This window comes from Longitalea luteola (genome assembly GCF_017356035.1).
In the GTDB taxonomy this organism is placed as follows: Bacteria; Bacteroidota; Bacteroidia; order Chitinophagales; family Chitinophagaceae; genus Niastella; species Niastella luteola.
In genome coordinates, this window is record NZ_JAFIQX010000003.1 from 523,385 (window position 1) to 548,899 (window position 25,515).

General features: G+C 45.1%; 20 protein-coding genes. 19 read left to right on the top strand and 1 reads right to left on the bottom strand.

What is annotated here, in order from left to right; genetic code table 11:
- The first annotated feature begins 8 nt into the window (after positions 1–8).
- The 11 genes from JUB15_RS10685 to JUB15_RS10735 all read left to right on the top strand — a co-directional run bounded on the left by JUB15_RS10685 (position 9) and on the right by JUB15_RS10735 (position 14,251).
- The gene (locus tag JUB15_RS10685) at positions 9–1,010 is read left to right on the top strand and encodes an SDR family oxidoreductase (protein ID WP_207512454.1); all 1,002 of its coding nucleotides are present in this window, start codon (positions 9–11) and stop codon (positions 1,008–1,010) included.
- A 42-nt stretch (positions 1,011–1,052) separates the two neighbouring features.
- Positions 1,053–1,904, top strand: a complete 852-nt coding sequence (locus JUB15_RS10690) for a polysaccharide biosynthesis/export family protein (RefSeq protein WP_207512455.1) — start codon at positions 1,053–1,055, stop codon at positions 1,902–1,904.
- Between the two features lie 11 nt (positions 1,905–1,915).
- Positions 1,916–4,279, top strand: coding sequence for a GumC family protein (locus tag JUB15_RS10695; RefSeq protein WP_207512456.1), 2,364 nt, complete (start codon positions 1,916–1,918; stop codon positions 4,277–4,279).
- A 280-nt stretch (positions 4,280–4,559) separates the two neighbouring features.
- A complete protein-coding gene (locus tag JUB15_RS10700) occupies positions 4,560–6,368 on the top strand; it encodes an ABC transporter ATP-binding protein (protein WP_242696300.1) in 1,809 nt (602 codons plus the stop codon).
- 154 nt (positions 6,369–6,522) lie between these two features.
- Positions 6,523–7,413: a glycosyltransferase gene (locus JUB15_RS10705; RefSeq protein ID WP_207512457.1), complete on the top strand. Its 891-nt coding sequence runs from the start codon at positions 6,523–6,525 to the stop codon at positions 7,411–7,413.
- A gap of 53 nt (positions 7,414–7,466) precedes the next feature.
- Positions 7,467–8,408 carry a glycosyltransferase gene (locus JUB15_RS10710; protein WP_207512458.1) on the top strand — a complete coding sequence of 314 codons (942 nt, stop codon included), beginning with the start codon at positions 7,467–7,469 and terminating at the stop codon, positions 8,406–8,408.
- On the top strand, positions 8,408–9,640 hold the full coding sequence (locus JUB15_RS10715) for a glycosyltransferase family 4 protein (protein WP_242696301.1): 1,233 nt from the start codon (positions 8,408–8,410) through the stop codon (positions 9,638–9,640). The genes JUB15_RS10710 and JUB15_RS10715 overlap by 1 nt, the downstream gene beginning before the upstream one ends.
- Before the next feature lie 44 nt (positions 9,641–9,684).
- Positions 9,685–10,725 carry a glycosyltransferase family 4 protein gene (locus JUB15_RS10720; RefSeq protein ID WP_207512459.1) on the top strand — a complete coding sequence of 347 codons (1,041 nt, stop codon included), beginning with the start codon at positions 9,685–9,687 and terminating at the stop codon, positions 10,723–10,725.
- 38 nt (positions 10,726–10,763) lie between these two features.
- Positions 10,764–11,927, top strand: coding sequence for a glycosyltransferase (locus JUB15_RS10725; RefSeq protein WP_207512460.1), 1,164 nt, complete (start codon positions 10,764–10,766; stop codon positions 11,925–11,927).
- 12 nt (positions 11,928–11,939) lie between these two features.
- Positions 11,940–13,166, top strand: coding sequence for a hypothetical protein (locus JUB15_RS10730; RefSeq protein ID WP_207512461.1), 1,227 nt, complete (start codon positions 11,940–11,942; stop codon positions 13,164–13,166).
- 59 nt (positions 13,167–13,225) lie between these two features.
- Positions 13,226–14,251 (top strand): polysaccharide deacetylase family protein, encoded by a 1,026-nt coding sequence (locus tag JUB15_RS10735; RefSeq protein ID WP_207512462.1) that lies wholly within the window; start codon positions 13,226–13,228, stop codon positions 14,249–14,251.
- 112 nt (positions 14,252–14,363) lie between these two features.
- On the opposite strand, the gene JUB15_RS10740 is transcribed toward JUB15_RS10735, so the two are convergent.
- Positions 14,364–15,365 (bottom strand): GNAT family N-acetyltransferase, encoded by a 1,002-nt coding sequence (locus JUB15_RS10740; RefSeq protein ID WP_207512463.1) that lies wholly within the window; start codon positions 15,363–15,365, stop codon positions 14,364–14,366.
- 180 nt (positions 15,366–15,545) lie between these two features.
- Here JUB15_RS10740 and JUB15_RS10745 point away from each other — a divergent pair, with 180 nt between their 5' ends.
- The 8 genes from JUB15_RS10745 to JUB15_RS10780 all read left to right on the top strand — a co-directional run bounded on the left by JUB15_RS10745 (position 15,546) and on the right by JUB15_RS10780 (position 24,943).
- Positions 15,546–16,721, top strand: a complete 1,176-nt coding sequence (locus JUB15_RS10745; RefSeq protein ID WP_207512464.1) for a glycosyltransferase family 4 protein — start codon at positions 15,546–15,548, stop codon at positions 16,719–16,721.
- A gap of 4 nt (positions 16,722–16,725) precedes the next feature.
- Positions 16,726–17,313, top strand: a complete 588-nt coding sequence (locus JUB15_RS10750; RefSeq protein ID WP_305068221.1) for a sugar transferase — start codon at positions 16,726–16,728, stop codon at positions 17,311–17,313.
- Between the two features lie 15 nt (positions 17,314–17,328).
- Positions 17,329–18,573, top strand: coding sequence for a DegT/DnrJ/EryC1/StrS family aminotransferase (locus JUB15_RS10755; protein ID WP_207512465.1), 1,245 nt, complete (start codon positions 17,329–17,331; stop codon positions 18,571–18,573).
- Between the two features lie 163 nt (positions 18,574–18,736).
- Positions 18,737–19,378 carry an acetyltransferase gene (locus JUB15_RS10760; protein WP_207512466.1) on the top strand — a complete coding sequence of 214 codons (642 nt, stop codon included), beginning with the start codon at positions 18,737–18,739 and terminating at the stop codon, positions 19,376–19,378.
- Positions 19,379–19,468: 90 nt separating this feature from the next.
- Positions 19,469–20,641: a DegT/DnrJ/EryC1/StrS family aminotransferase gene (locus JUB15_RS10765; RefSeq protein WP_207512467.1), complete on the top strand. Its 1,173-nt coding sequence runs from the start codon at positions 19,469–19,471 to the stop codon at positions 20,639–20,641.
- A gap of 428 nt (positions 20,642–21,069) precedes the next feature.
- Positions 21,070–23,058, top strand: a complete 1,989-nt coding sequence (locus JUB15_RS10770) for a polysaccharide biosynthesis protein (RefSeq protein ID WP_207512468.1) — start codon at positions 21,070–21,072, stop codon at positions 23,056–23,058.
- A gap of 198 nt (positions 23,059–23,256) precedes the next feature.
- A complete protein-coding gene (locus tag JUB15_RS10775; RefSeq protein ID WP_207512469.1) occupies positions 23,257–24,102 on the top strand; it encodes a polysaccharide deacetylase family protein in 846 nt (281 codons plus the stop codon).
- A gap of 16 nt (positions 24,103–24,118) precedes the next feature.
- A complete protein-coding gene (locus JUB15_RS10780; protein ID WP_207512470.1) occupies positions 24,119–24,943 on the top strand; it encodes a polysaccharide deacetylase family protein in 825 nt (274 codons plus the stop codon).
- The last annotated feature ends 572 nt before the right edge of the window (positions 24,944–25,515 follow it).

Sequence of the window (25,515 nt, forward strand, 5' to 3'; positions counted from 1 at the left end):
TATTAATTATGTACAATCAAAAATACCATACGGAAGATATTAGCCAGGCCTGCTTTCTGGTTACAGGAGGCGCCGGTTTTATCGGATCGAATATTGTTGAGTATTTAATGACCCATGGCGCAGGTAAGGTGCGTGTGCTGGATAATTTCAGCACAGGCTCCATGGAAAATATTGAACATTGGCATGCTCATCCTGCCTTTAGCTTGATCGAAGGCGATATACGCGACCTGGATACCTGCCGCCGCGCGCTGGAAGGAGTTGATTATGTATTGCACCAGGCAGCTCTGGGCTCTGTGCCGCGCTCCATCAACGATCCCATTACCAGCAACGAAGTGAATGTAAGCGGCTTCCTGAATATGCTGGTAGCCGCCCGTGACGCAGGGGTCAAAAGAATGGTGTATGCAGCCAGCTCCAGCACCTACGGCGATCATCCGGGATTGCCTAAAGTAGAAGACAAGATCGGCAATCCGCTTTCACCGTATGCCGTTACAAAATATGTAAACGAGCTGTATGCTCAGGTGTTCAGCCGGGTGTACGATTTCCATACCATTGGCTTACGCTACTTCAATGTATTTGGCCCCCGCCAAAATCCGCGTGGTCCTTACGCCGCTGTAATTCCCCTGTTTATTCAAAGTGCGTTGAAACAGGAAGCGCCTTACATCAACGGCGATGGTGCAACCAGCCGCGATTTCACGTATGTAGAAAATGCTGTACAGGCAAACATCAAAGCCTGCTTTGCTGCTGATCTCAAAAATCATGAAGTGGTGAATATTGCAGTAGGTGAGGCAACCACCCTGAACGAGTTGTGGAAGAACATCTGCGACATTACAGGCATCGAGCTGCAGCCACTTTACCGCGAAGAACGCAAAGGGGATGTGCGCCATAGCCTGGCCAATGTTGGCAAGGCGCAGCAGCTGATCGGTTATCAGCCTGCAGTAACAATTCAAAAAGGATTACATACAACCGTAGAGTGGTATAAGCAGTCGTCCTATTTAAAAGTAACCTCATAAAAGTTAAATACCAGTAACCGGCGTTTAATAAATTAACCCACAATGAATAGATACATACATCCGGCCACCCTTATTCTCTGTTTTGTAGCGTTTGTTCTGATGTTCACCACTTCTTGCAGTACCAGCAAAAAATTGAATTATTTCAATGATCTGCCCGATGCAGAAGCGTATGAATTAAAGAAAATGCCCATACTGGAGCGTGTTATTGAACGCGGTGACCGGTTAGACATTTCCTTTATTGTGAAGGACCAGGAAAGCGCAGCCTTCTTTAACAAGAACGGCATGGCCCCGGCTGCTTCGGCAGCCATGGGCGCTGGCGCAGGCCTTGGTACCAGCGCGAGGGGAGGCATGGGCATGGGTGGTGGAACCGCTGCTACGAGCCCGGCCTATGAAGTGGATGCTCAGGGCGAAATAGAAATGCCGGTTGTGGGTAAGGTTAAGCTCGCGGGGTTAACCACGCTGCAGGCAAAACAAAAGTTGGTAGAGCTGGTTAGCCCGTTCCTGAAAGATCCATTGGTGGAAGTAAGTTTTACGACCTTTAAGGTAACCGTACTAGGTGAGGTGAGGCTGCCCGGTACCTTCATACTTTCGGCGCAACATGCAACGCTGTTCCAGGCTCTGGCTGCGGCCGGCGATCTGCCCCACACAGCCAAGCGGTACGATATACGTTTGTTCCGCGACTACAATGGCAAAAGAACAGTCAGAAAATTCGATCTTCGAAAAGCCAGTGTATTGGAGGATCCGAACATTTTTCAAATGCGGCCGAATGATGTGATCTACGTACAGGCCCGTTCTAATTCTATCTTCAAAGAAGATTTCACCGTATTTGCCTCTATAGTAACAATCGTGCTTTCTGCCCTTACACTGGTTACTATTCGCAATAATAACAACTAAAACTTACCTCCATGGAGCAGAAGTATTATGATGAGCCCGAAGAAAGCAAGGGTTTTGATGCAAAACGACTTTTTTCAAAACTCGCCAAAAACTACTACTGGCTTATTTTATCTGCCGTTGTTTGTTTAGCCGTTGCTTTTCTTTATATCCGGTATACAACACCGCTTTACCAGGCGTCAACCTATATTCAGGTGCAATCGCCCAGCGAGGTAACCACCAACATCCTCGGCGGGTCTGCCTTTAGCCAGGGGCCCACCGCCGCTGCGCAGGCGCAACCTGATCTCAACAGCGAAATATTCAAGCTGGAATCGGCTGCACTGATCGAGAAGATCGTTGATTCATTACACCTGAACATAGAAGTAATGACCAGGGGCCGCGTGCTCGATAAGCAGCTGCACCTTGATTCATTACCGTTTACGATCAAGGTGAACCGTTGGGATGCCGATGAAAAAACACCTGTTTATGAATTACAGGTGAGCGAAGCAGGTTATACATTGCAGTACGAACAACAACAGGTAAAAGGCGCCTATTTCAAGCCACTGGTGTTTAAGCGGGATACCATTACCATAGAACCCAGGCCGCTTACCACCATTCCGGCAGGTAAGTACCTGCTCCGTTTCCCGGGGATGGCAGGATCCGTGTCAAAATATGCATCCAGGATAAAGGCCAGCGCTCTTCCAAAAGGCGGCATGGCCATGTTGCAATTATCTGTTCGTGACGAAATACCCGAAAGGGCCAAACAAATAGTTGAAGTACTTCTCCACAATTATGATCAGGCGAATTTCGAGTTCAAGAGCAAAGCCCTGCGTACCGAAATCGAGTTCCTCGAGAACCGGTTGGCCACAGTTTCATCAGAACTGTCGCAACAGGCCAATAAGGTAAAGGACTTTAAATCTACCAATAAGGTAAATGATGTGCCTACTTCGGCTAACCAGATCCTTGGTAACCTGGTAACGCTGGATACCCGTAAAAGCGAAAACCTGTTAAAAGAAAATCTGTTGAACCAGGTGGAAGCGAATATTCGCGAACAAAGCGGGCAGGAGCAGATCATTCCAAACGTTACAGCTTTGATGGATCCGGGCCTGAGCCAGTTTGTTGACACATACAATAAACTGGTCTTAAGAAGAAAGGAGATCCTCGACCGCGGTACACCCCAGGATATTCGTTTACCCGAGATCAATGCAGGGCTGAATAATTTGAAGAACAGCATTTATCAAAGCATCAATAGTCTTCGCCAGCAGTTAAAAACAAGCAATGCCTTTATTGCTTCCCAGGAGCAAAACCAGACCGGCCGCTTCCAGGGCATGGCTGAAAAAGAAAAAGACCTTAACCAGACCAACCGGGTGTTGGGCGTGAAAGATGCCCTGTATACCTTCCTGCAGCAGAAGATCGAGGATAAGAAAATGGAGTATGCTTCTGCAGGTATTGCCGGCACCCGCATTATAGACTGGAACATCAGCAAGAGCGTAAACCCGAAGCCGTACGTAATATATGCCATCGCATTTTTGCTGGGTATTATGGTGCCTGTGATGGTGGTGGTGATCCAGTTCATGCTGAACAAAAAAATTGAGACCCGCGAAGATGTGCAGGGTATAACATCCCTGCCTATTGCCGGTGAGATCATTCTCGATAACAGCAATGCCGACCTGGTAATTGCTGAAGAGACGGTATCGCCGATTGCCGAGCAGTTCAGGACATTGCGCACGAACATTTCTTACATGGGTTACAACCCCGATCAGAAGGTGCTGATGGTAACTTCCTGCAAAAGTGGTGAAGGAAAGAGCTTTGTGAGTTTGAACCTGGCGAGTTCGCTGGCTATTAGCAGCAAGAAAGTGGTATTGCTGGAGTTCGACCTGCGGAATCCGGGGCTGTCCGAACGCCTGGGATTTAAAAAGTTCACTGGTATCGCCAACTATCTGCGTGGGGAAGTGCAGGTAGATGATGTATTGAAAGCCGTTCCTGAAATAGAGAACCTTACTTTTGTGAGCGCCGGTACGCCATTACCGCTGAACCCTGGTGAAATTATTCTGCATCCGCGCATGAAATCGCTGTTCGATTACCTGAAGGCTCATTATGATTATATTATTTTAGATACGCCTCCGGTAGAAGCAGTGTCAGACGCATTATCTTTGGGCAAACATGCAGATCTTTCCTTCTTTATTTTGCGACATAAGTTTACCCTGCGACCATCGCTTAAACTTATCAATCAGTTACATGAAGATCAGAAGCTGCCGCACATTTCGCTGATCATAAACGGTATTAGACCCGGTTATGGATTCCAGCATGTATATGGTTACGGTTACGAATATAGCCAGACGGGGAAAGGGAAAAAGAAAAAAAAGAACAATGCCGATAGCAAACTGAAAATAGCATAACGAACGCAAAACGCTAAACGCTGAACGCAAAACGCAAAACGCTGAACGCTGAACGCAAAACGCTGAACGCAAAACGCAAAACGCGGGGCGACACGTGCAAAACCTGCCTGCCGGCAGGCAGGCTCCCAGCCGGGGCGAACTTTCGCAGGCAGGGAACAATGACGAAGTTCAATGATAAGGATGCAGCGTTAAGCATTAAGCGCTTGCCGTTAGGCGTAAATCAAGAATCAATACCACCTAATCCTGAAGGGACGCGATACCTGGCGGGTAAAATACAAGAATGATGAAATTTTCTTTGAAGATCAATTTCCTGACGCATTTTAAATACTATTACAGCATTATAGGCAGCAAGCTGTTCTTATTCCTGGGCCTCAGCATACTCATCAGCTTTTTGGATGGTATGGGGCTTGCCATGTTCATCCCTTTATTAAAGGCGGTAGGTGACGGCCAGACAGCGCAGGCTGCAGCCGATACCCAGGAGTCGCTGGGACAATTGCAGCATGTTATCGGACTTATCAAAAAAATGGGATTTGAGCTCACAGTCACCACCGTGCTGATGTGCCTCGTTACCATGTTCGTGTTCAAAGGCATCATGAAGTATATCCAGATGAAGTTCTATGCCGGTTTGCGCGAATTGTTCACTAAAAAAGTACGTTACCGCCTGGTAAATAACCTGGAAGGATTATCCTATAGCGCTTTTTTGAAAATTGATTCGGGTAAAATTCAGAATACGCTCACTACTGAAGTTCAAAGGTTGTTCCTATCGTTCAGTTTTTATTTTACGGCAGCGCAGGCAGCAGTGATGCTGTTGACCTACATGTTCCTGGCATTTCTGGCCAACTATCAGTTTGCCGTGCTGGTGTGTTTCGGGGCGGTATTGTCGAACCTCATTTATAATAACATTTATAAAACCACCAAGCGGGCTTCAAATGAGTTGTCGAAAAAAGGCAGTGATTTCAATAGCTTCCTGATCCAGACGACCCATTACTTCAAATACCTCAAGTCAACCAATACTTTTAACCGGTATTCCGGGAAACTGAAGAATGTAATTAACCAGGCCGAGGGGTTAAACCGCAAGATCGGCCACATGACCGCCATTGCTACAAGCATCAAGGAGCCCATCATTGTAATAATAGTTACCATAGTAATATTTGTACAGTTGAACTGGCTGGGCGCCCATTTGGGAAGTATCATTCTGAGCTTGTTGCTGTTTTACCGCGCGCTTAGTTTTCTGGTGATGACGCAGAATTACTGGCAGAACTTTATTGAGAACAGCGGCGGTATCAATGCAGTAAATTCCCTCACGAAAGAAATGGCAGCGTTGCAGGAAGTGCATGGTCCGGTGGCCTTTAAAACGCTCCAGGATAAGATAGAGCTCAAAAATGTTTCGCTTTCCTTCGACAGTTTGAAGGTGCTCGATGGCATTAATATGCAACTGGCGAAAAAATCAACCATTGCCCTGGTAGGGGAAAGCGGCGCCGGGAAAACAACCCTCGCCAATATGATCGCCGGTCTTATAAGACCCGATACCGGTGAGATGTACATCGATGGTATACCCAGCCACCAGTATAATCTCAACACCTATCGCAACATGGTAGGTTATATTTCACAGGAGCCGGTAGTGTTCAACGATACCATTTTCAATAATATCACTTTCTGGGCCGAGCGCACACCTGAGAATATAAAGAGGTTTAACGACGTGTTGCGGATGGCTTCCCTGCACAACTTCGTTGAATCCTTACCTGAAAAGGAACTCACCCGCCTGGGTGATCACGGTACGCTGATCTCCGGTGGACAACGCCAGCGGATCTCCATTGCCCGCGAGTTATATAAGGACACCGAAGTGCTGATCTTTGATGAAGCTACTTCGGCGCTTGACTCAGAAACAGAAAAGATCATTCAGCAAAATATAGAACAGTTACACGGTAATTACACGGTTATCCTGATAGCCCACCGTTTATCGACCATCAAAGGCGCAGATACCATTTACCTGCTCGAAAAAGGAAAGGTCACTGCATCCGGTTCATTCGAAGAAATGGTACATAAATCTACCCGCTTCAAAAAGATGGTTTCATTGCAGGGAATTTAATGATTTACATTATTGACTGAAAACAATCGGGACGGGATTCCCTGTGCGAATGCCATGTCCCGGCCTTGCTATGACCCTAACTGAAAATCACACTAAACTTATACAAATAATCCCTTGGAACTGGCACCCTGCGGTGCCTTAAATGTATCGCACCATGAGTAATAAAAAGTTTGCCGCATTTATTGTTACTTATCAACGGCCTGACATTTTAATGGATACCATTCAAAAGATACTCAATCAAACAAGGCCTCCGGAGAAGTTAATGGTAGTTGATAACAATGATAATGACGAAACCAAAAACCGGCTGGCGCAACTGTATCCCGAGGTAGTGCATTTAAAAATGGACTATAATTCAGGATTTGCAGGTGGTGGCAGCAGAGGATTGCAGGTGCTCGCCAAAGAAGGATATGAATGGATCCTGTGGGCTGATGATAATGATCCTCCGGAGACGGAAGATACGCTTGAAAAGCTCTTGCAACTGGCAGAAAGATCGGGTAGTGAGTGCGGACAGGTTGGCGTGGTTGGCCACAAAATAAACAGGCGCACCGGCCTCGTTGTAAGAACCACCAATGAGGAATTGGAAAGTTCGGAAGCCCTGGAAGTAGATACCATCGGTGGCGGGCAAATGAAGATCATCAGGGGAGAAAGCGTATTGAAAGGAATTGTACCCGAAGCCAAATTGTTTTTCGGCTTTGAAGATCTCGATCATGACCTGTCGCAAAAAAGAGCCGGTTACAAGATCCTGGTACATACAGGACTTTTCAAACATGTGCGTAAGAAATTTAACCGGGTGAATTACAAAAGATCGAGAACCGTAAGAAAGAAAGATGAAAGTGTGTTGTGGCGTGACTATTACAGCCTTCGCAACGGACTGTTCGTAATGTCAAAAAACAAGTATTACCTGGCATTCTTTTCCATTCTTTTTTTATCGGTGGCCAGAAGCCTGGTAAGCTATAAATATGGTTTCCGCTACGGAACGCTGGTAACTAAAAATACATGCAAGGCAGTTCGCGACTACGGTCTGGGAAGATGGTATAAAAGATAGTCCGTTCTGCGTGGATCAGCAGAAGCCAAGTAATTAATCCAATCATTAATGTTATGAATACACGTGTTTGCGCCATTGTGGTGACCTTTAACCGCCTTGAAACATTAAAAACAGCTATAGCACACGTTTTAGAACAAACGGTAAGACCAGCAGAGATTGTTATAGTTGATAACAACAGCACAGACGGTACGCGGGAATACCTGCGATCGCTGCAAGGACAACATAGCATTCATTGCATTTTTATGGAAACTAATACCGGCTCTGCCGGCGCCATTTCAAAAGGAATGATGTATGGACTGGCTAAAAATGCATTTGATTATTTCTGGATAATAGACGATGATACTTTTTATGCCGCCAACGCACTGAAAGATCTCATTGAGAATATCGAGGAAACACCTTTTGTGATGTTGGGTTTGCATGGCGCTAACTTCAGAATGGGCAAAAAAGTGAGGGTTAAACCAGCCATTAAATTGCAGGAGGCGGAATATGCAATGATCGACGGCGCTATTATTAAAACAGATGTGGTTCGCAGGATCGGTCCGGTGTGCGAAGCATTTTTTATGATGTGCGATGATCATGAATATTCATTAAGGATCAGAAAAAATGGATTCAGACTGGGCGTGTTACAGAACGGAGCAGATGATCGCCAGTTATTAGGGGGCAGCGGACAATTTTCCAACGCCACATTATGGCGCGGATATTATTCAGCCCGTAATCATACGTTCATCATTAAAATGCATTTCTCGGTACCTGAGTTTATTGCTTACGTCTATCACCAGCTGAAACTGCTGGTTATGACGGCCATCCTGGCGCCGGACCGGGTAAGACGGGTTAAATTCAGGTTGCTGGGTATATGGCATGGGATCAAGGGCATGGGCGGAAGAACCCTGGACCCAGAAACACTGGAATTCATTACGGAAAAAAATGCCACCCCGCAGACATTGACCCCCCAGCCCGGCTATATCAATACAGGCAAAACAGCGATAATCAAATAATGTCAACCTATATCAAACCAGGAATTGTAAGTATGCAAAGTGAACTTATTACCGATACAACAATAGATAGCGTGATCCTGGCAACAGACAAGGGCAATAACCATCGCAAGCATAAAGTATTATTTGTTATTGATACGTTGGAAACCGGCGGCGCCGAGCAAAGCCTTTTTGCGAACGCGATCCGTTTTAAGAACCTGCAACCGGTAGTTTGTCACTTATATGCCGGTGAACACCTGAAGCAACGGTTCCTCGATCATGGCATCACTGTTTATTCGGCAGGTTTAAAAAAGAAATACGGGTTCTTTCAAGCCTATAAACAATTGAACGCGATCGTTCAAAAGGAACAACCGGATATCATCGTAGCTTATCTAACCCGGTCAGAGCTGGTTGCCCGGTTTGCAGGCCGCTTCAACCATATTCCGGTGATCGGCAATTTCGTAAGCGACCTGTATTCCGAAGCGTACAACTCAGCGCTTTCATGGAAGGCAAAAATGGTAGTGTCGTTCTTTAAATGGGCGAATCGATCAACAGCGCGGATGTGTAAAGGGTTTATGGCCATCACGGAAGTGGTAAAGGAATCGAATGCAAAGGCCTTAGGCATAAATGTCAATAAAGTTATAGTCATAGGCCGGGGCCGCGATAGTAAGATCTACCGGTTCCGGGTTCCGCAAATAACTCCGGGAAAAGCGCCCCGCTTTTTAAGCGTGGGCAGGCTGGTGCCCGTAAAAGGGCAGCGCGACCTCATTCTGGCCTTTAGTGAATTTTTACCGTCATGTCCACAGGCTGTTCTTCATATAGCCGGTGACGGTCCTGCAAGAAAAACATTAGCGGCGCTCATCACCGAGCTCGGGTTACAGAACAATGTGGTTCTATTGGGTAACAGAAGCGATGTGCCCCAGCTTATAAATGAATATGATTGTTTTGTTTTCGCTTCGCATAGTGAAGGGTTCGGCGGCGCTATACTGGAAGCGATGTTTGCCGGACTGCCGGTACTGATCAGTGATATCCCGGTGCATAAAGAATTGGTCACCCACCTGGAAACAGGATACTTTTTTGAGACCGGATCTGCGCAAAGTATAGCGCAGGCGTTATCGTGGTACTACAATAATGTGGGAGTTGCCAACGCCATGGCAGTAAAAGCAAATAAACATGCCCGCGAACATTTTGAGTTGTCTGCCATTGCCGGGAAAATGGAAGATTATTTACTTAACATGATCATTACAAAAAATTGACAATACTTCATCTGGTTCAGAAACCGCAACTACGCGGGGCTGAAATGTTTGCTTCACAACTGGCTACCCACATCAACGCAAAGGGGCATAAAGCAATTATCGTTTTTGTTTTTCCGGGGAAGGCGCCTTTGCCATTTACCGGCGTCACAAAACACCTGAACGGATCGCCGAACAAGCGTTTCTGGGATCTTAAAGCCTGGCGTAACCTGGCACAGATCATCAAAGAAGAAAAGCCTGATATTATTCAGGCCAATGCAGGCGATACGTTGAAATATGCCGTATTATCAAAATTATTCTTCAAATGGAAGCAGCCCATTGTATTTCGTAATGCCAGCACCATCAGCCTGTATATAAAAACGGCTTCGGCCAAAATGCTGAATGGCTTCTTCTTCCGATATGCCAGCAGGGTGGTCTCGGTAAGCAAAACATCCGCTACTGATTTTGCCCAATTGTTTCCGCAGTATAAAGAACGGATTGTAACAGTACCCATAGGAATAGAGGAAACTGAGTTCAGGACCGGAGAAGAGCATCCGCTGCAGCGCGCTTCAAGACCGGTACTCGTGCATGTGGGTGGTTTTACGTATGAAAAAAATCACGTTCGGTTGATAGAGATCTTTGATAGGATACTGAAGCAGCAGCCCAATGCCAGTTTACATTTTGTAGGCAGCGGACCGCTTCAGGGCCAGATAGAAGAGCTGGTAAAACAAAAAGGCCTTGCGCCAAAAGTGCATTTTTACGGTTTCAGGAACGATGCGATGCAATTCATAAAAAATGCCGATGTGCTGCTGCTGCCGAGCATTATTGAAGGCCTGCCGGGGGTGATACTGGAAGCATTCTACTGCAAAACGCCGGTGGTTGCTTACTATGTAGGTGGTATTGGCGAAGTGGTCATCAATAACAAGACCGGTTACCTGGTGCCGAAGGGCAATGAAGAACTGTTTGTGAAAAATGTACTCGCTGCCCTGCAGGATACTGCGGCCAATCAGCAGCTTGTTCAAAATGCCTGGGCGCTGGTTATGAACGATTACCTGAATACCCGCATTGCCACAAAGTTCCTGGAAGTATACAATTCAATAAAGCAGTAAGCGCAGCACTGCATACCTAACCCTGAACAACTTAATACATGGACACCTTGAATAAGACTTATATCCGTCAGTTATACCAGGAAAAAGAACCCATTCCGGTATTACACATTATTAAATCCCTGGGCCGTGGGGGCGCCGAAATGTTATTACCCGAAACATTGCGGCAGCATGATAAACAACAATTCAAATTTCATTATATCTACTTTCTTCCCTGGAAGAACCAGATGGTACCGGCAATAGAAAGGGAAGGAGGCATGGTAACCTGCATTTCGGCTAAGAACAATGCGTCCATCTTACTGGCAGTGCGAAAAATTGCTGCCTATGTACGTACGCATAATATTCAACTGATCCATTGCCATTTGCCCTGGGCAGGCATGGCGGGCCGGTTGGCAGGCCGGCTTACCGGCGTACCGGTTGTTTATACTGAACATAATAAATGGGAGCGTTATCATAAGCTTACCTATTACATGAACAAGCTGAGTTTTTCGAGCCAGCAGAAAGTAATAGCCGTTTCGGAAGAAGTAGCCAATTCCATTAAAACAAATTATCGCAAGGCAAAGCCACCTGTGCAGGTAGTTGCCAATGGGGCTGATACGGCCAAGTATGCGCGCACACAAACTGTTGACAGGGATATTCGTAAAGAGCTGAACATACCTGAAAAGGCTACGGTAATAGGTATTACCTGTGTTTTCAGGGCGCAAAAGCGCTTAACCACCTGGCTTGAAATTGCCCGGGCACTGCATACGAAACATCCCGATACTTATTTTATTATTGTAGGCGACGGACCTTTGCGCGACGAGATCCATGCCAAAGCAAAGACCCTGGCAACTGACCAATTTGTATTTTTTGCGGGACTGCAAGCCGAAACCCGGCCATACTTTACGGCAATGGATCTGTTCATGATGAGTTCTGAATTTGAAGGATTGCCCATTGCCCTGCTCGAAGCCATGAGTATGAATTGTGTACCCGCCTGTACAGCTGCCGGCGGTATACCTGAAGTAATTGAAGATGGTGTAAATGGTCTGTTGGTGCCGGTTAACGAACCTATGCAACTCGTGGAACGGTTATCCCGGTTACTGCAACAGCCGAATCAGCTGGCCCAAATGAAGCAGGCCGCCCGCGAAACGGTTATCAATTCCTTCAGCATGAAAAAGATGGTAGCTGAACTGGAAACTATATACAACGATTTGATCAAAAAATAAAAAATCAGGACTGTGATAGGCGGAATACTTTTGGTGATCCTGTTCTTTGTAGCATCTATCCCGATGCTGCAAAAAATGAAACAGCGTTATCCCTGGTTCCAGGTTGGGTTGATGAAGAACCTTTACTGGTTCCATACGTTGTTCACGATCGTTTATTATGTATTTCAATTGTTCTCCGCATCCGACTCGCAGGAGTATTTCCATCGCACGCAAACCCAGTATTACAGCTGGTTCAGTGCTTATGGCACCGGAACCCCTTTCATTGATTTCGTAGCATACCCTTTTGTGAACTACCTGGGTTTTAGCTTCGAGATGATGTATGCCATATTTGCCTGGATGGGTTACTGGGGCTTCGTTTACTTTTATGTGTACATAAAAGAGAATACAAAGTTCAAGCATAAGTTCATGGGCCTTGATCTGATCAGTTTACTGATCTTTCTGCCCAATATGCACTTCTGGACGGTATCGCTTGGTAAAGGATCGATCATCTTCTTTGGCCTGGGCATGGTGATGTACGGACTAAGCCAGTTAAAGACGCGCAAGCTGCATTTGTTCATGGGATTGCTGATCATCTACCATGTTCGTCCGCACGTGTTTTTGTTCATGGCCGTAGGCATTGTAGCCGGTTTGTTCACCGGCCGGCAAAAAGTACCATTATACCAAAAGCTGCTGGTGTTTGGCGCCAGTATTGGTGCGTTGGTGTTGTTGTACGATAAGATCATGGCCTTCGCACAAATTGATGGTGATAATGTGATGCAGAGCTTTAACCAGTTCTCTTCGGTGCGGGCATACGAACTATCAAAAGCAGGATCGGGCATAGATATATCAAATTACCCATTGCCGCTGAAATTGTTCACTTTCTGGTTCCGGCCGCTGTTCGTAGACTCACCGGGCGCCATGGGACTGGTGGTTTCTTTTGAAAATTTGATCTATCTCGCCTTAACGGCAAAACTATTTCAGAAAGGTTTTATAAAATTTTTGCGAAAAGGCTCGGCATTATTGAAAACAAGTGCTGTAACCTTCCTTGCAACCTCCTTTGCCCTGTCGAATACGATGTCGAACATGGGCATTATCATCCGGCAAAAAAGTATGATCATGTATTTTCTTCTATTCGTGATCGTCATGTTCCTTGATTACAAAAAGGAATTAAAGTACATGAAGCGCCGGCGTCCAAAACAAAACAATGAAACGAAACCTGTACCAGCTAAGGAAGTGAGACTGGCTATTGCCAAACCCTGAATCATTTAACAGACCGGAAAAATTAAACCCAAATAACAGAGACCTAATTTTCATTTTTTATGCAAGGTATTTTCACTATATCGCTTGATTTTGAATTACACTGGGGTGTATTTGATAAAAGAGATAGGCAGGCACGGGAGGCCTGTTATAAAAATACATTACGCATCGTTCCGCAGATGCTGGAACTATTTGCTAAATATGATGTGCACGTAACCTGGGCCACGGTAGGAAGCCTGTTTGCCGGCAACCAGCAGGAGTGGGAAACATTTGCGCCTTCCATTGAGCCCGACTTTGAACAGGAACATTATTCAGCCTATAAATGGGTGCGGCAGCATGGCATGCCAGCGCAGTACCGTTGGGCGCATTTTGCGCCGGAAGAAGTGGCCATGATCCTGGAGTATCCTGGGCAGGAGCTGGCTACGCATACCTTCAGCCACTATTATTGCCTGGAACAGCAACGCGAAAAAATGGCTTTTGATGCCGATCTGAAAGCGGTGGTTAAAGCAGCGAAGAAGTTTAATTCGTCTATGCGTTCATTGGTGTTTCCGCGCAATCAGTTCAATCCCGATTACCTGAAGGTTTGTTATGACAATGGTATCAAGACCGTTCGGTCAAATCCGTCAGGATGGTTTTGGTCGCCGGTTACCGATGGAGGCGCCGGTTTATTGCGCAGGGCATTCCGTACCGCAGATGCATATATCCAGGTAGGTGGGGTAAGAACTTCCTATCCCTTAAATGATATCAAAGTGATACCTGGTGAGCCGCTGCAGTTACCTGCCAGCCGGTTCTTGCGGCCATGGACCCCAAAGTCGGAGCTGGCCAATAAAATGAGATTGCGCAGGTCCTGCCAGGAGATCCGCATTGCTGCACAGCGTAAAGAAGTATATCATTTATGGTGGCATCCCGAGAACTTCGGCGATTATCCCGAACAGAACTTAAAGAGCCTTGAAGTGCTGTTGAAGGAATATAAGCGGTGTAAAGAGAAATATGGTATGACGAGCTGGAATATGGGTGAGTACGATACCTATTTGTGTGGAAAAAAAGAAGACAAAGCTGTAAAGCAACCTGCAATGATCTTGCAATGATCTTGCAATGATCCTGTCTTATTATAAATGAAGGGATGACCTGTAAGGTTCGCCATCGCGGTTGTAAAACAGCTGGTTTTTGCGAACCTGACAGGTAAGTGGGCAAGCTACCTTAGAAGAGTTCCATGTCGCCCAGTGAATAGCCCCAGTTGTTAATGTTTAATAAGGAAGAGAATTGCTCACTCATATTGAGATCTCTTACCGTTACAATGGGGCCCCGGTTTTGAACAGGGATGATACCCATCCAGCTAAGAGCAGATCTGTTTAATTGGTACTGCTGTCCTGAAAATGAAATGACCTGAATTTTATTCTTTTTGCAGTACGGTAGTATGGTCCTGCTTATCCGGGAGTTGATATGCCTGTCGGATGACGCGTTGTTGAATAACATGCAGTCTACCAGCCGCAGCTCTCTGGTAAATGAATGCGATTTGATGCGGCCAATGAGGAGGAAGTTTTCAAAGTCGGTAAAATAATTATACCTGAACAGCGGGTTGTCGGCATAACGCCAGCGGATGTACTCAGTAGAAAGCACGGTTTGTAATTGATCGTTATCGGTGTTCGTGTAGCGGTCCATCAGTTTAAATACCGCCGGATCCCACTGTTGAACAGGCGTAGGATCTTCTGCAGTTGAACCCGCTTTGCCTTTTTTGAATGCAACGGCCCAGGCCAGGGCTATGGGGTTGGTTACTTTGAATTTTAAGGGCATTCTGCCCTGCTGAACCCAGCCCATTTTTAAGTAGCCGGGACGGCTTTGATCATTAGGGGTATTGAATACGAAGTGAATGCCCTGTTGTTTACATAGTTCCAATTGTTGAAGCGTCAGTTTTTTGAAAATGCCTTTTCCCTGGTGGTCGGGGTGGGTGGCCGTGTCAACAGCGCGAATGGCTTTGTACAAATTGCCTTTCCATTTCCATTGCCATTGCATAAATGCCCGCAAACCGATGATCGTATTGTTCTCTTCGGCCAGCAGCACAAACGAAGCGCCAAAGGGATTCTGCTCATGTTTCCAGGTCCACAAGGCTTCTGATTTAGGGATAAGTCCTTCGCCCAGGGATTTTTTCAATAAAGCTATCATCGCGGGTTTGTCCTGGGGTGTAGCAGGTCGTATTTGCATGGTTGGTAAATTATAAATAATTGAAACTATGTGAGTGCATGTAATTGTTTGCGGTGCCAATAAAAACAATTGGCCGCACATTGTAAAATAAAATGCAATATTTTTTCTTTATTAAGAATTTACTGTTGTAGTAAGATCCACATTCTCAATAGCGTGCCTGAGCTGCACAAAATGTACAATATGAAATCATCACATAAGCTTATCCGCATTACTACCGTGCCTGTATCGTTAAGTGTGCTGCTGAAAGATCAGTTGCGGTATATGTCTGACCATTTTGAAGTACTCGCGGTTTCATCACCTGACAAAATACTGGAGCAGGTGGGTGTTCGCGAAGGCGTAAGAACAGCGCCGGTTACCATGACGCGGGCCATTACTCCGGTGCAGGATGTAAAAGCACTATGGAAATTATACCGGTTGCTGAAAAAAGAAAAACCGGCTATTGTGCATACCCACACACCCAAAGCCGGATTACTGGGTATGATAGCCGGGCGTATGGCAGGCGTACCTGTTCGCATGCATACCGTTGCCGGGTTACCATTGATGGAAAACACAGGCGTGAAAAGAAAAGTGCTCAATTTTGTAGAACGGCTTACCTATAGCTGTGCAACAAATGTTTATCCGAATTCGAAACACCTGGCCGGTTTTATTTTGCAGAACAGGTTCTGCAAGGAAAAAAAGATGAAAGTGCTTGGAAATGGCAGCAGCAACGGGATCAACACCCGGTTCTTTCAGCCGGGCGAAGAATTGCAAAAAGCAGCGGCGGACCTGAAAAAGAAATACGGGTTCACAGATAAAAACTTTGTGTTTGTATTTGTGGGCAGGCTGGTGAAAGACAAAGGTATTGAAGAGCTCGTAGAAGCGTTCAGTGCCCTGAAACAAAAACATCCGGATATTAAATTATTACTGGTGGGTCCGTATGAACCTGAGCTCGATCCGCTAACGCCGGCTACCAACAAGATCATCGAAACAGATCAGTCCATTATACATGCCGGATTTCAACAGGATATCAGGCCTTTTTTAATGATCAGCCAGGCATTGGCTTTCCCTTCGTACCGGGAAGGGTTTCCCAATGTGCCCATGCAGGCCGGCTGTTTTAATTTGCCCTCGATCGTAACGGATATCAATGGTTGTAATGAGATCATTGAGGATGGGAAGAACGGTTTGATCATTCCCGCAAAGAATGCAGCTGAACTGCAAAAGGCCATGGAGCGGTTGTTGACCAATACGGCTTTGTATTTAACTTTGCAGAAGAACGCGAGAAAGATGATCGTTGACCGCTACGAACAAAAATATCTTTGGGAATTGTTATTAAAAGAATATCACGACCAGTTAAAAGCTCATGCAATTGTATCGTAATTTTTTGAAACGGTTTATTGACCTTATTGTAGGCCTGGCTGCTTTTTGTTTACTGTTACCTTTAATTTTAGTGGTTACCATATTATTGTTTTTTGCAAATGAGGGCAAGCCCTTTTTCGTTCAGCCGCGGCCCGGCAAAAACGGGCGCATATTCAAACTGGTGAAGTTCAAGACCATGAACGATAAAAAAGATGCAGCCGGAAATTTGTTGCCAGATGCCGAACGGTTAACCGCTGTTGGCGGCTTCATCAGAAGAACATCACTTGATGAAATTCCGCAATTGATCAACGTCATTAAAGGCGAGATGAGCCTCATTGGCCCACGTCCGTTATTGGTTGAGTATTTACCTTTATATAATGACATACAAAAAAGACGACATGAAATGCGGCCCGGTATCACCGGCTGGGCGCAGGTAAATGGCCGTAATGCAATTAGCTGGAAACAAAAGTTTGATTTTGATGTATGGTATGTCGATAACGTGGGCCTTATGCTGGATTGTAAAATAATATTTTTTACGATCATGAAGGTAGTTAAACGTGAAGGAATTAGTCAGCAAGGGCACGTTACCATTGCAAAATTTGAAGGAAATTAAAATTTTTGATCTATTATGATTCGTTTTTCACCACCTTATATTGATGAGGATATCATTAAAGAAGTTACTGGCATTTTACAAAGCGGATGGCTTACTACTGGTCCTGCAACCAGACAGCTTGAAAAGGAAACGGCTTTGTTTTGCCATGTTGAGCATGCACTTGCGGTAAATTCAGCAACATCAGGTATGATACTTATGCTGCATTGGTATGGTGTTACCGAAGGTGATGAAGTGATCGTTCCGGCCTATACATATTGTGCTACTGCGCTGGCTGTAATGCATGTAGGCGCCAAACCGGTAATGGTAGATGTGGGCAGGGATTTTAATATTGACTGCCAGAAAATAAAAGAAGCAATTACGGAAAGAACAAAAGCCATTATTGCCGTTGATTTTGCGGGCTGGCCTTGCGATTTTGATGGCATATACAGCATTGTGAAAGACGAAAAAGTTAAAAAGAAGTTTCGGCCTTCGTCTGCTGCACAGCGCCAGCTGGGAAGGATTATGATCATGGACGATGCTGCTCATGCCCTGGGCGCCACCTATAAGAACAGGCCGATAGGTTCATGTGCCGATGTAACCGTTTTTTCATTACATGCGGTTAAGAATATTACATCAGCGGAAGGCGGCATTATAGCCCTCAACCTGCCTGCTCCTTTCGATAATGGGGAAGTGTATGCCACGCTTCGGCTGTGGAGCCTGAACGGCCAAACAAAAGATGCCTTTACAAAAACCAAAGCCGGCGCCTGGCAATATGATGTTATTTATCCCGGCTTTAAAATGAACATGCCCGATGTGCTGGCAGCCATTGCGCTGGCGCAGTTAAGAAAATATGAGAACCAGTTGCTGATCGAAAGAAAAAGAGTGTTCGATCATTATACGAAGGTGTTGTCGCAATACGACTGGGCTGTTTGTCCGCCGTACCACGAGGCAGGCTGCATTTCTTCGTACCATTTGTACCCGTTGCGCATTAAGTATATTAATGAGTTAGAACGGAACCGGATCATTGAAGGTATTGCCGGCCGGTCTGTTGCCGTGAACGTGCATTTTACCCCATTGCCTATGCTTACCGTTTTCAGGGAGGCGGGATATCAGATAAAAGATTATCCGGCGGCATATGAACTATACAGCAACGAAATCTCTCTCCCCATTTATCCGCAGTTGACGAATGAGGACTGTAAAACAGTAACCGACGCTGTTATTGAAGCTGTGCAGGAGCTGAATTCAGCTATTGCCCGAACCACAGCCACTGCTGTATTGTGATGTATAATTAATATAAATACAAAGCGGGTATTAGTTGCATATTTACTATCTTGCGGCACCAAATTAAGTGTGTATTTAACATGACTGTTTGGTGCCTTCGTTATATACCTAAACCCTGTATTGACGAAGGTTCATGACCTGCTTCCTTCGAGCCCAGAAATATATGTCGCACACCGATCGAATTATTTTATTTGGCGCCAGCGGACACGGAAAAGTGATCTGCGAAATACTGGAAGCCCAGGGCCGGATCCCCTTTGGATTTATTGATGATAATCCGCTTGTAACCTCGTTACTGGAATATCCCGTATTCAATACGTTGCAGCAGGCTGCAGGTACAGCCGCTGATCAATTTATCATTTCCATTGGCAATAACGGGATCCGAAAAACAATTGCTGCTACAAAATTGCATGGCATGCCATTTACTACTGCCATTCATCCTGCCGCGGTAATGTCACCGCGTTCTACCATAGGAGAAGGCACCGTAGTGATGGCGAATGTAACGGTGAATACGAATGCCACTATTGGTAGGCATGTCATACTGAATACAAACTGTTGCATCGATCACGATTGCACAATTGAAGATCTTGTACATATTTCGCCCAACGCTGCGCTGGCAGGCAACGTAAGGGTGGGGGAAGGAACGCATATTGGTGCAGGCGCCGCGGTTATTCCGAATATTCGCATAGGTAAGTGGGTAACAATAGGTGCCGGAACGGTGGTCATTCGTGACATACCTGATCATGCAGTGGTGGTAGGTAATCCGGGGAAAGTAATAAAACTGAACGAACCCCAAAAACTGGTTTAACATTATGTTGCGGTTAATAATCCATTATTCTGTTCAGGAACTTGGATTGTCTGCAAAAGCATTATAATTTGCTCAAATAAGTCGCATTCAATGAAAGAGAAAATTTGGTTGTCCTCGCCCCATATGGGAGAAAAGGAGATGGGGTATGTTCAGGAAGCCTTTGCTACAAACTGGATAGCGCCCCTCGGACCCAATGTAAACGGACTGGAACATGACCTGGAAGTATTTTTAGGAAATAATGTACATGTGGCAGCTTTGAGCTCCGGTACTGCAGCAATACATCTGGCATTGGTGATCCTGGGCATTAAGGCCGGTGATGAAGTGATCTGCCAGTCGATGACCTTTTCTGCTTCAGCTAATCCCATCGTATACCAGGGTGCTTCACCTGTTTTTGTCGACAGTGAAGAAACTACCTGGAATATGTCGCCCGAATTTCTTGAACTGGCCATACAGGATCGCATTAAACATGGCAAAAAACCGAAAGCGATCATTGTAGTGCATTTATATGGAATGCCGGCAAAGATGGATGAGATCATGTCCATTGCACGCCGGTATGAGATCCCTGTAATTGAAGATGCGGCTGAAGCCCTTGGTTCCACCTATAAAGGCCGGGCCGCAGGTACTTTCGGTGATATCAGCATCCTTTCATTTAATGGTAACAAGATCATAACGACTTCAGGTGGTGGTGCGCTTATATCTGCTAACGTTGATTATGTGAAGCAGGCCCGTTTTCTGGCAACCCAGGCCCGCGATCATGCGCCGCATTACCAGCATTCACATATTGGTTATAATTACCGTATGAGCAATGTGAGCGCGGGTATTGGCCGCGGTCAAATGGAAGTGTTGCCCCAGCGGATCGCACAACGCCGGTATAATTTCGATTACTATAAAAAGGCCCTGGGTGATATACATGGCATTGAGTTTATTGCCGACCCGGGGAAAGAATTTTATTCGAACCACTGGTTAACGACCATATTGGTTAACAGTGCGGCGTTTTCCAGAACCGATATTCAGAACGCTCTTCACGATGAAAATATCGAATGCAGGCCGTTGTGGAAGCCGATGCATCTGCAGCCGGTATTCCACCATGCATTATATTATGGTAATGGTGTAAGTGAACGTTTGTTCGATAAAGGATTGTGTTTGCCTTCCGGCTCCAATTTAACAGAAGTTGAATTGGACAGGGTGGTTCTGCGTATAAGGGAAGTGGTGAATCTGAAAAAAACAATCAAAAATATTGCTGGTGATCCAATTTCATTGTAACTTTCGCCTGATTTAAGTCAGTCTTTGGTTCCTGTGAATATCCTGCATATCTGAACTTGAAGTGAGTCTTTCCGATAATTTCCAATAAATATCTGCAAAACAAGGATTCTAACGTCCTTATGCATCCGATCTATCCTTTGAAATGTCTTCCTTTTCAAATCCATCATTTCCACATGTTAGCTTAATCTTCGATCGATCAATATCCTTGTGTAAATCCCTTTATATGTTGTTGGTTCAGTGTTAATCCTTTGAACTTCCTGCTATTTATTATCCATTGTCTGTGTATTAGGTAACCCCCGATCCATATTTCCTGCGTAATATCCATTCCGCCGTGACCATCCTTTGCTTTTTGCTCATGGTTATTCCATTTTATTCCTGGAAAAATCCACGTTCGGAACAATCACATTGTAAAAATATTGGTCAATAGCATGAAGCAGTTTCTTTCTTTCGCCCGGCCAGTACCCAGATGGGTTATATTAGTAATCGATCTGCTGATCACCGGTTTCTCCTTTACGTTATCCTATTTCGTCGTAAAGCAATTTGAGTTTTCCGAGATAATGCGCGGTCACTTTTTTGTATACACTCTGCTGTACTGCGCCATCTCCCTACCGGTATTTTATTTTATGCGCATACACACCGGCATGCTCCGCTTTTCAAATGTCTATGACGTAATGCGGATATCCCTGGCAGTATTGATCACCGGCGTTTTATACCCGCTTGCGGTAATATTTATAGTGAACCGCGAATACCATATCAATAGCCTGAACATTTCAGGCGTATTGCTGATAAACTTTTTTATCAGCTGCACCCTGCACATGATGTTGCGCTCTATGGTGCGTGGGTTCTATTATCTTGTAAAACAGAACGCCATCGTTTTAAAAGAGAATGTATTGATCTATGGCAGCAATACCGACGCCATGCTGGTAAAACAGGCTATTGAATCGAGCATCACCAATAAGTTTGTAATTGCCGGTTTCCTGGAAACCGATGTGAACAGGGCCAATGTAACCATTCAGCAAAAAAGAGTATACCATCTCAGGGAGCTGTCCCTGCTGAAGGCAAAAAAGAAGATCGACAAGTTGATCCTGATGAACGAGCAGCTTGATAACAATGATAAAAAAGTAGTTATTGACAGATGTTTACAATTCGGTATTAAAGTACTTACTGTTCCTCCTTCCGATCAATGGATCTATGGTAAACTGAGCCTGAAGCAAATTCAGGAGTTGCGCATCGAAGATCTGTTGCAACGCGAGCCAATTATTATAAATAACGAAAAGATCTCAAGCGAACTTACCGGCAAAAGGATCCTCATCACCGGCGCTGCCGGATCCATTGGATCAGAGATCGTTCGCCAGGTATTATCGTTCAACCCCGAAATGGTCATCATGTGCGACCAGGCCGAGTCGCCGCTGCATGAGATTCAACTGGAAGTAGAAGAGAAGTTCCCTAAAGCTGATATCAAAATATTCATCGGCAACATTCGCGACCGCAACCGGATGCAGATACCATTCCGCGAGTTCCGTCCGCATTTCGTTTTCCATGCTGCAGCTTACAAGCATGTGCCCATGATGGAAAAACACCCGTCAGAAGCTATCCTTACAAACGTAATGGGAACAAAGATCATTGCCGATCTCTCTGTACTATACAACGTGCACAAGTTTGTGATGATCTCAACCGATAAGGCGGTGAACCCAACGAATGTAATGGGTACTTCCAAACGGATTGCAGAGATGTATGTTCAATCGTTAAGCAGTGTAGCCGACAACCTGGTCGATCAAACCATTATGGGACTGATCAACAGCGATAATAAAAATGGTGCGAACGGAAATACCAGGACCAAGTTCATCACCACCCGTTTTGGAAACGTGCTGGGGTCAAATGGTTCTGTGATCCCCCGCTTCCGGCAACAGATCCAGAATGGCGGTCCGGTTACTGTTACCCATCCTGAGATCACCCGCTATTTTATGACGATACCCGAAGCGGTACAGCTGGTAATGGAAGCAGCGATCATGGGTAAAGGCGCAGAGATATTTGTTTTCGATATGGGAAAACCGGTCAAGATCGTAGACCTGGCGTTGAAGATGATACGCCTGGCCGGTTTAACACCCGATGAAGATATCAAGATCGTTTATTCCGGCTTGCGTCCTGGCGAGAAGTTGTATGAAGAGCTGCTGAATGCAGAGGAGAAAACCCTGCCTACCCACCACGAGAAGATCAAGATAGCTAAGATCATTCCCTGTTCGCATAAAGTAGTAAGAGATATAGAAGATCTGATCAGCATGGGCCGGCTCGAGGATAATTACGGCATCGTTAAGAAGATGAAGGAGTTGGTCCCGGAATTCAAAAGCAAGAACTCACAGTACGAAAAACTCGATTTACAACTTAATAAGGCCTTCACAGCAACGGCCGCCGATTGAAACACCAACCACGCAGGCAGCAATCATAATATATCGAAGAGAACCCGCTGAGCAATGTATTATCATGGTTGTTGCCTGTTTTTCCGGCAGCCTGCTACGCACCTGTCACTTATTCACTTCCACAGTATCCCTTACAACAGCCGGTTCCAGTTTCCCGCTTTCGCATTACATATATTTATCATTTAATAAATAGCAGTTATGGTATATATAATAATACCAGTAATATTCCTGGTCATTATCTTCATGCTTATGTACCTGTATGCAGGTCCCTTTTTCAAAGGAATGCCTGTGCTGGTTTATCATAAGGTCAGCAGTACGAAGACGCCGGATTTTTTAACGGTTTCCAATAAGAATATGCGCGAGCAGCTTGCATATATTAACCGGAAGGGATACAACACCATCTTCATCAGCGATATGATCGATTATATTGAGAAGGGAACGCCATTACCGCCAAAACCGCTGATGATCACCTTCGATGACGGCTTCCGGGATAATTATAGCGATCTGTATCCCTTATTGAAGGAGTATAATTGCAAAGCCAACATTTTTATCGTTGCGGGTTTTGTGCAAACACCCGATAACCTGGGCCCAAGGGCCGAAGGAGAGTTTATGACGCTGGAAGAGGCCAAAACCGTTTGCAAGGATCATATTCAATTTGGTTTACATACCATGTATCACCGGCGATACGATAGAATGACGCTGGAGGAGATCGATGAAGACATGCGCGTTTCGAAAAAACGGCTCGACGACCTGGGAATTCCTTATCAGCCATGTTTTGCGTATTCCTTTGCCGTTTATTTGAAAAATGACCCGGTGAAGCAAAAAGCCATGTTTGGCATTCTAAAAAAGCATGGGGTGCGATATGCATTTAAAACGGGTGACAGGCTGAACAAAATGCCCATGAGGAACATCAACCGGCTGCTGCTCAACCGGTCCACAATAAGCGGCACTTATTCTTTATTTAAATTTAAAATGACGCTGCTGGGTTTCATCAGGATCGTTCAACGTTTTGAACGGATCATGAAAGGGCATCCGGCTAATTGACATACATATATATATAATGGTGTATTTAATTGCAGGTTTACTGGCAGTGGTTATAATTGCCTTTTTACTTTTTAAAATGGGATCGGCTTTTGGCGGCTTACCGGTATTGAACTACCATAAAATTGGTACCGGCAAGCCCGATTTTTTGACCGTTACCACGGGCCAGCTGCGAGAACATTTCGACTACCTGAATAAAAAGGGCTACACAACCATTTTCATCAGCGATCTGCTGGCGCATATTGAACAGAAAAAGCCATTGCCTGCCCGGCCGGTAATGATCACGCTCGACGATGGGTACAGAGATAACTATAATAACCTGTACCCACTTTTAAAAGAATATAATATTAAGGCAAACATTTTCCTGGTGGCCGGTTTTATTCAAGCACCGGATGATAAACAGGTAATGCCCAATCCCATGGGCGAATTCATGCTGGCTGAAGAAGCCATTGAAATGAGCAGGGACCAGGTTCAGTTCGGATTACATACCTATGCCCATGATAGTTATTCAAGATTGAGTTTGCCGGAAATTGAAGCCGATCTCAAAAGAACAAAGGACCGCCTGGCGGAATTGGGTATTCCGGTGCAGCCATGCCATGCCTATACTTTCGGTGCTTACAATCAGCAAAATGATGATAAGCGCCTGGCTATGTTTGAATTGCTGAGGCAGCAGGGCATCCGGCTCGGTTTCCGGGTGAGTAACTGGGTAGATAAAATGCCTGTGCGAAATAAATTCTTTGTTAGCCGCATTCACGTGAGCGGACTGTTCCCTTTCTGGAAGTTCAAAATTTGTGTGTGGGGTTACATCAAGATCTTTAACCGCCTGGAAAAAATAATGAAATAGCCAACGCTGCACGTCGTACACAAGGGTCACACTAAATTGTAAAAGCTACAATTAATAATTTTAGTGACCGTCGTCAGCTATTCTCCTTACAATATAATTAATTGCAAGGCCGACGCTGTCAGGAATGATCTGGCAGCGTCGGCCTTTTTCTTTTTCTGCTGCTCGTTCTGCATCATTGTATTACTCCCTGCGTCGTATTTTTGCTGTTCCCGGCCAATTGATGAAACGCTGTAATTTTCTGTTAGCCAGCTGTTTTCCACATTTTTATAAGCATAAGTACCTAGCCTTTCATAGGGTGATATTCATAAGATGAATAGTATAAATCACCCGTAGATATACGAAATACTGCTGCTTTTTTAATTCTATTTTCTTAGCGCACACTTTTTTTAAGGGGCTGTTGTTTTATAGTATAAACTAACATGGAAGAGGGTTTGAAGAGATTGAATTGATTAAAAGTTGACTTCATATTTCAATAGAAAAGATGTGTTTGACTTTAGTCTATTTTTTTATGATTCTTTAAATCAACCCTGTTTCAGGCATCATAATTGTTAGTTTAATCGTGAAACTACTCT

Coding starts and splice junctions, on each gene's coding strand:
- JUB15_RS10710 (WP_207512458.1), top strand. CDS start 7,467: ATGAATACACGTGTTTGCGCCATTGTGGTGACCTTTAACCGCCTTGAA.
- JUB15_RS10715 (WP_242696301.1), top strand. CDS start 8,408: ATGTCAACCTATATCAAACCAGGAATTGTAAGTATGCAAAGTGAACTT.
- JUB15_RS10765 (WP_207512467.1), top strand. CDS start 19,469: ATGAAAGAGAAAATTTGGTTGTCCTCGCCCCATATGGGAGAAAAGGAG.
- JUB15_RS10780 (WP_207512470.1), top strand. CDS start 24,119: ATGGTGTATTTAATTGCAGGTTTACTGGCAGTGGTTATAATTGCCTTT.
- JUB15_RS10735 (WP_207512462.1), top strand. CDS start 13,226: ATGCAAGGTATTTTCACTATATCGCTTGATTTTGAATTACACTGGGGT.
- JUB15_RS10690 (WP_207512455.1), top strand. CDS start 1,053: ATGAATAGATACATACATCCGGCCACCCTTATTCTCTGTTTTGTAGCG.
- JUB15_RS10695 (WP_207512456.1), top strand. CDS start 1,916: ATGGAGCAGAAGTATTATGATGAGCCCGAAGAAAGCAAGGGTTTTGAT.
- JUB15_RS10770 (WP_207512468.1), top strand. CDS start 21,070: ATGAAGCAGTTTCTTTCTTTCGCCCGGCCAGTACCCAGATGGGTTATA.
- JUB15_RS10745 (WP_207512464.1), top strand. CDS start 15,546: ATGAAATCATCACATAAGCTTATCCGCATTACTACCGTGCCTGTATCG.
- JUB15_RS10720 (WP_207512459.1), top strand. CDS start 9,685: ATGTTTGCTTCACAACTGGCTACCCACATCAACGCAAAGGGGCATAAA.
- JUB15_RS10725 (WP_207512460.1), top strand. CDS start 10,764: ATGGACACCTTGAATAAGACTTATATCCGTCAGTTATACCAGGAAAAA.
- JUB15_RS10755 (WP_207512465.1), top strand. CDS start 17,329: ATGATTCGTTTTTCACCACCTTATATTGATGAGGATATCATTAAAGAA.
- JUB15_RS10705 (WP_207512457.1), top strand. CDS start 6,523: ATGAGTAATAAAAAGTTTGCCGCATTTATTGTTACTTATCAACGGCCT.
- JUB15_RS10685 (WP_207512454.1), top strand. CDS start 9: ATGTACAATCAAAAATACCATACGGAAGATATTAGCCAGGCCTGCTTT.
- JUB15_RS10700 (WP_242696300.1), top strand. CDS start 4,560: ATGATGAAATTTTCTTTGAAGATCAATTTCCTGACGCATTTTAAATAC.
- JUB15_RS10740 (WP_207512463.1), bottom strand. CDS start 15,365: ATGCAAATACGACCTGCTACACCCCAGGACAAACCCGCGATGATAGCT.
- JUB15_RS10775 (WP_207512469.1), top strand. CDS start 23,257: ATGGTATATATAATAATACCAGTAATATTCCTGGTCATTATCTTCATG.
- JUB15_RS10760 (WP_207512466.1), top strand. CDS start 18,737: ATGTCGCACACCGATCGAATTATTTTATTTGGCGCCAGCGGACACGGA.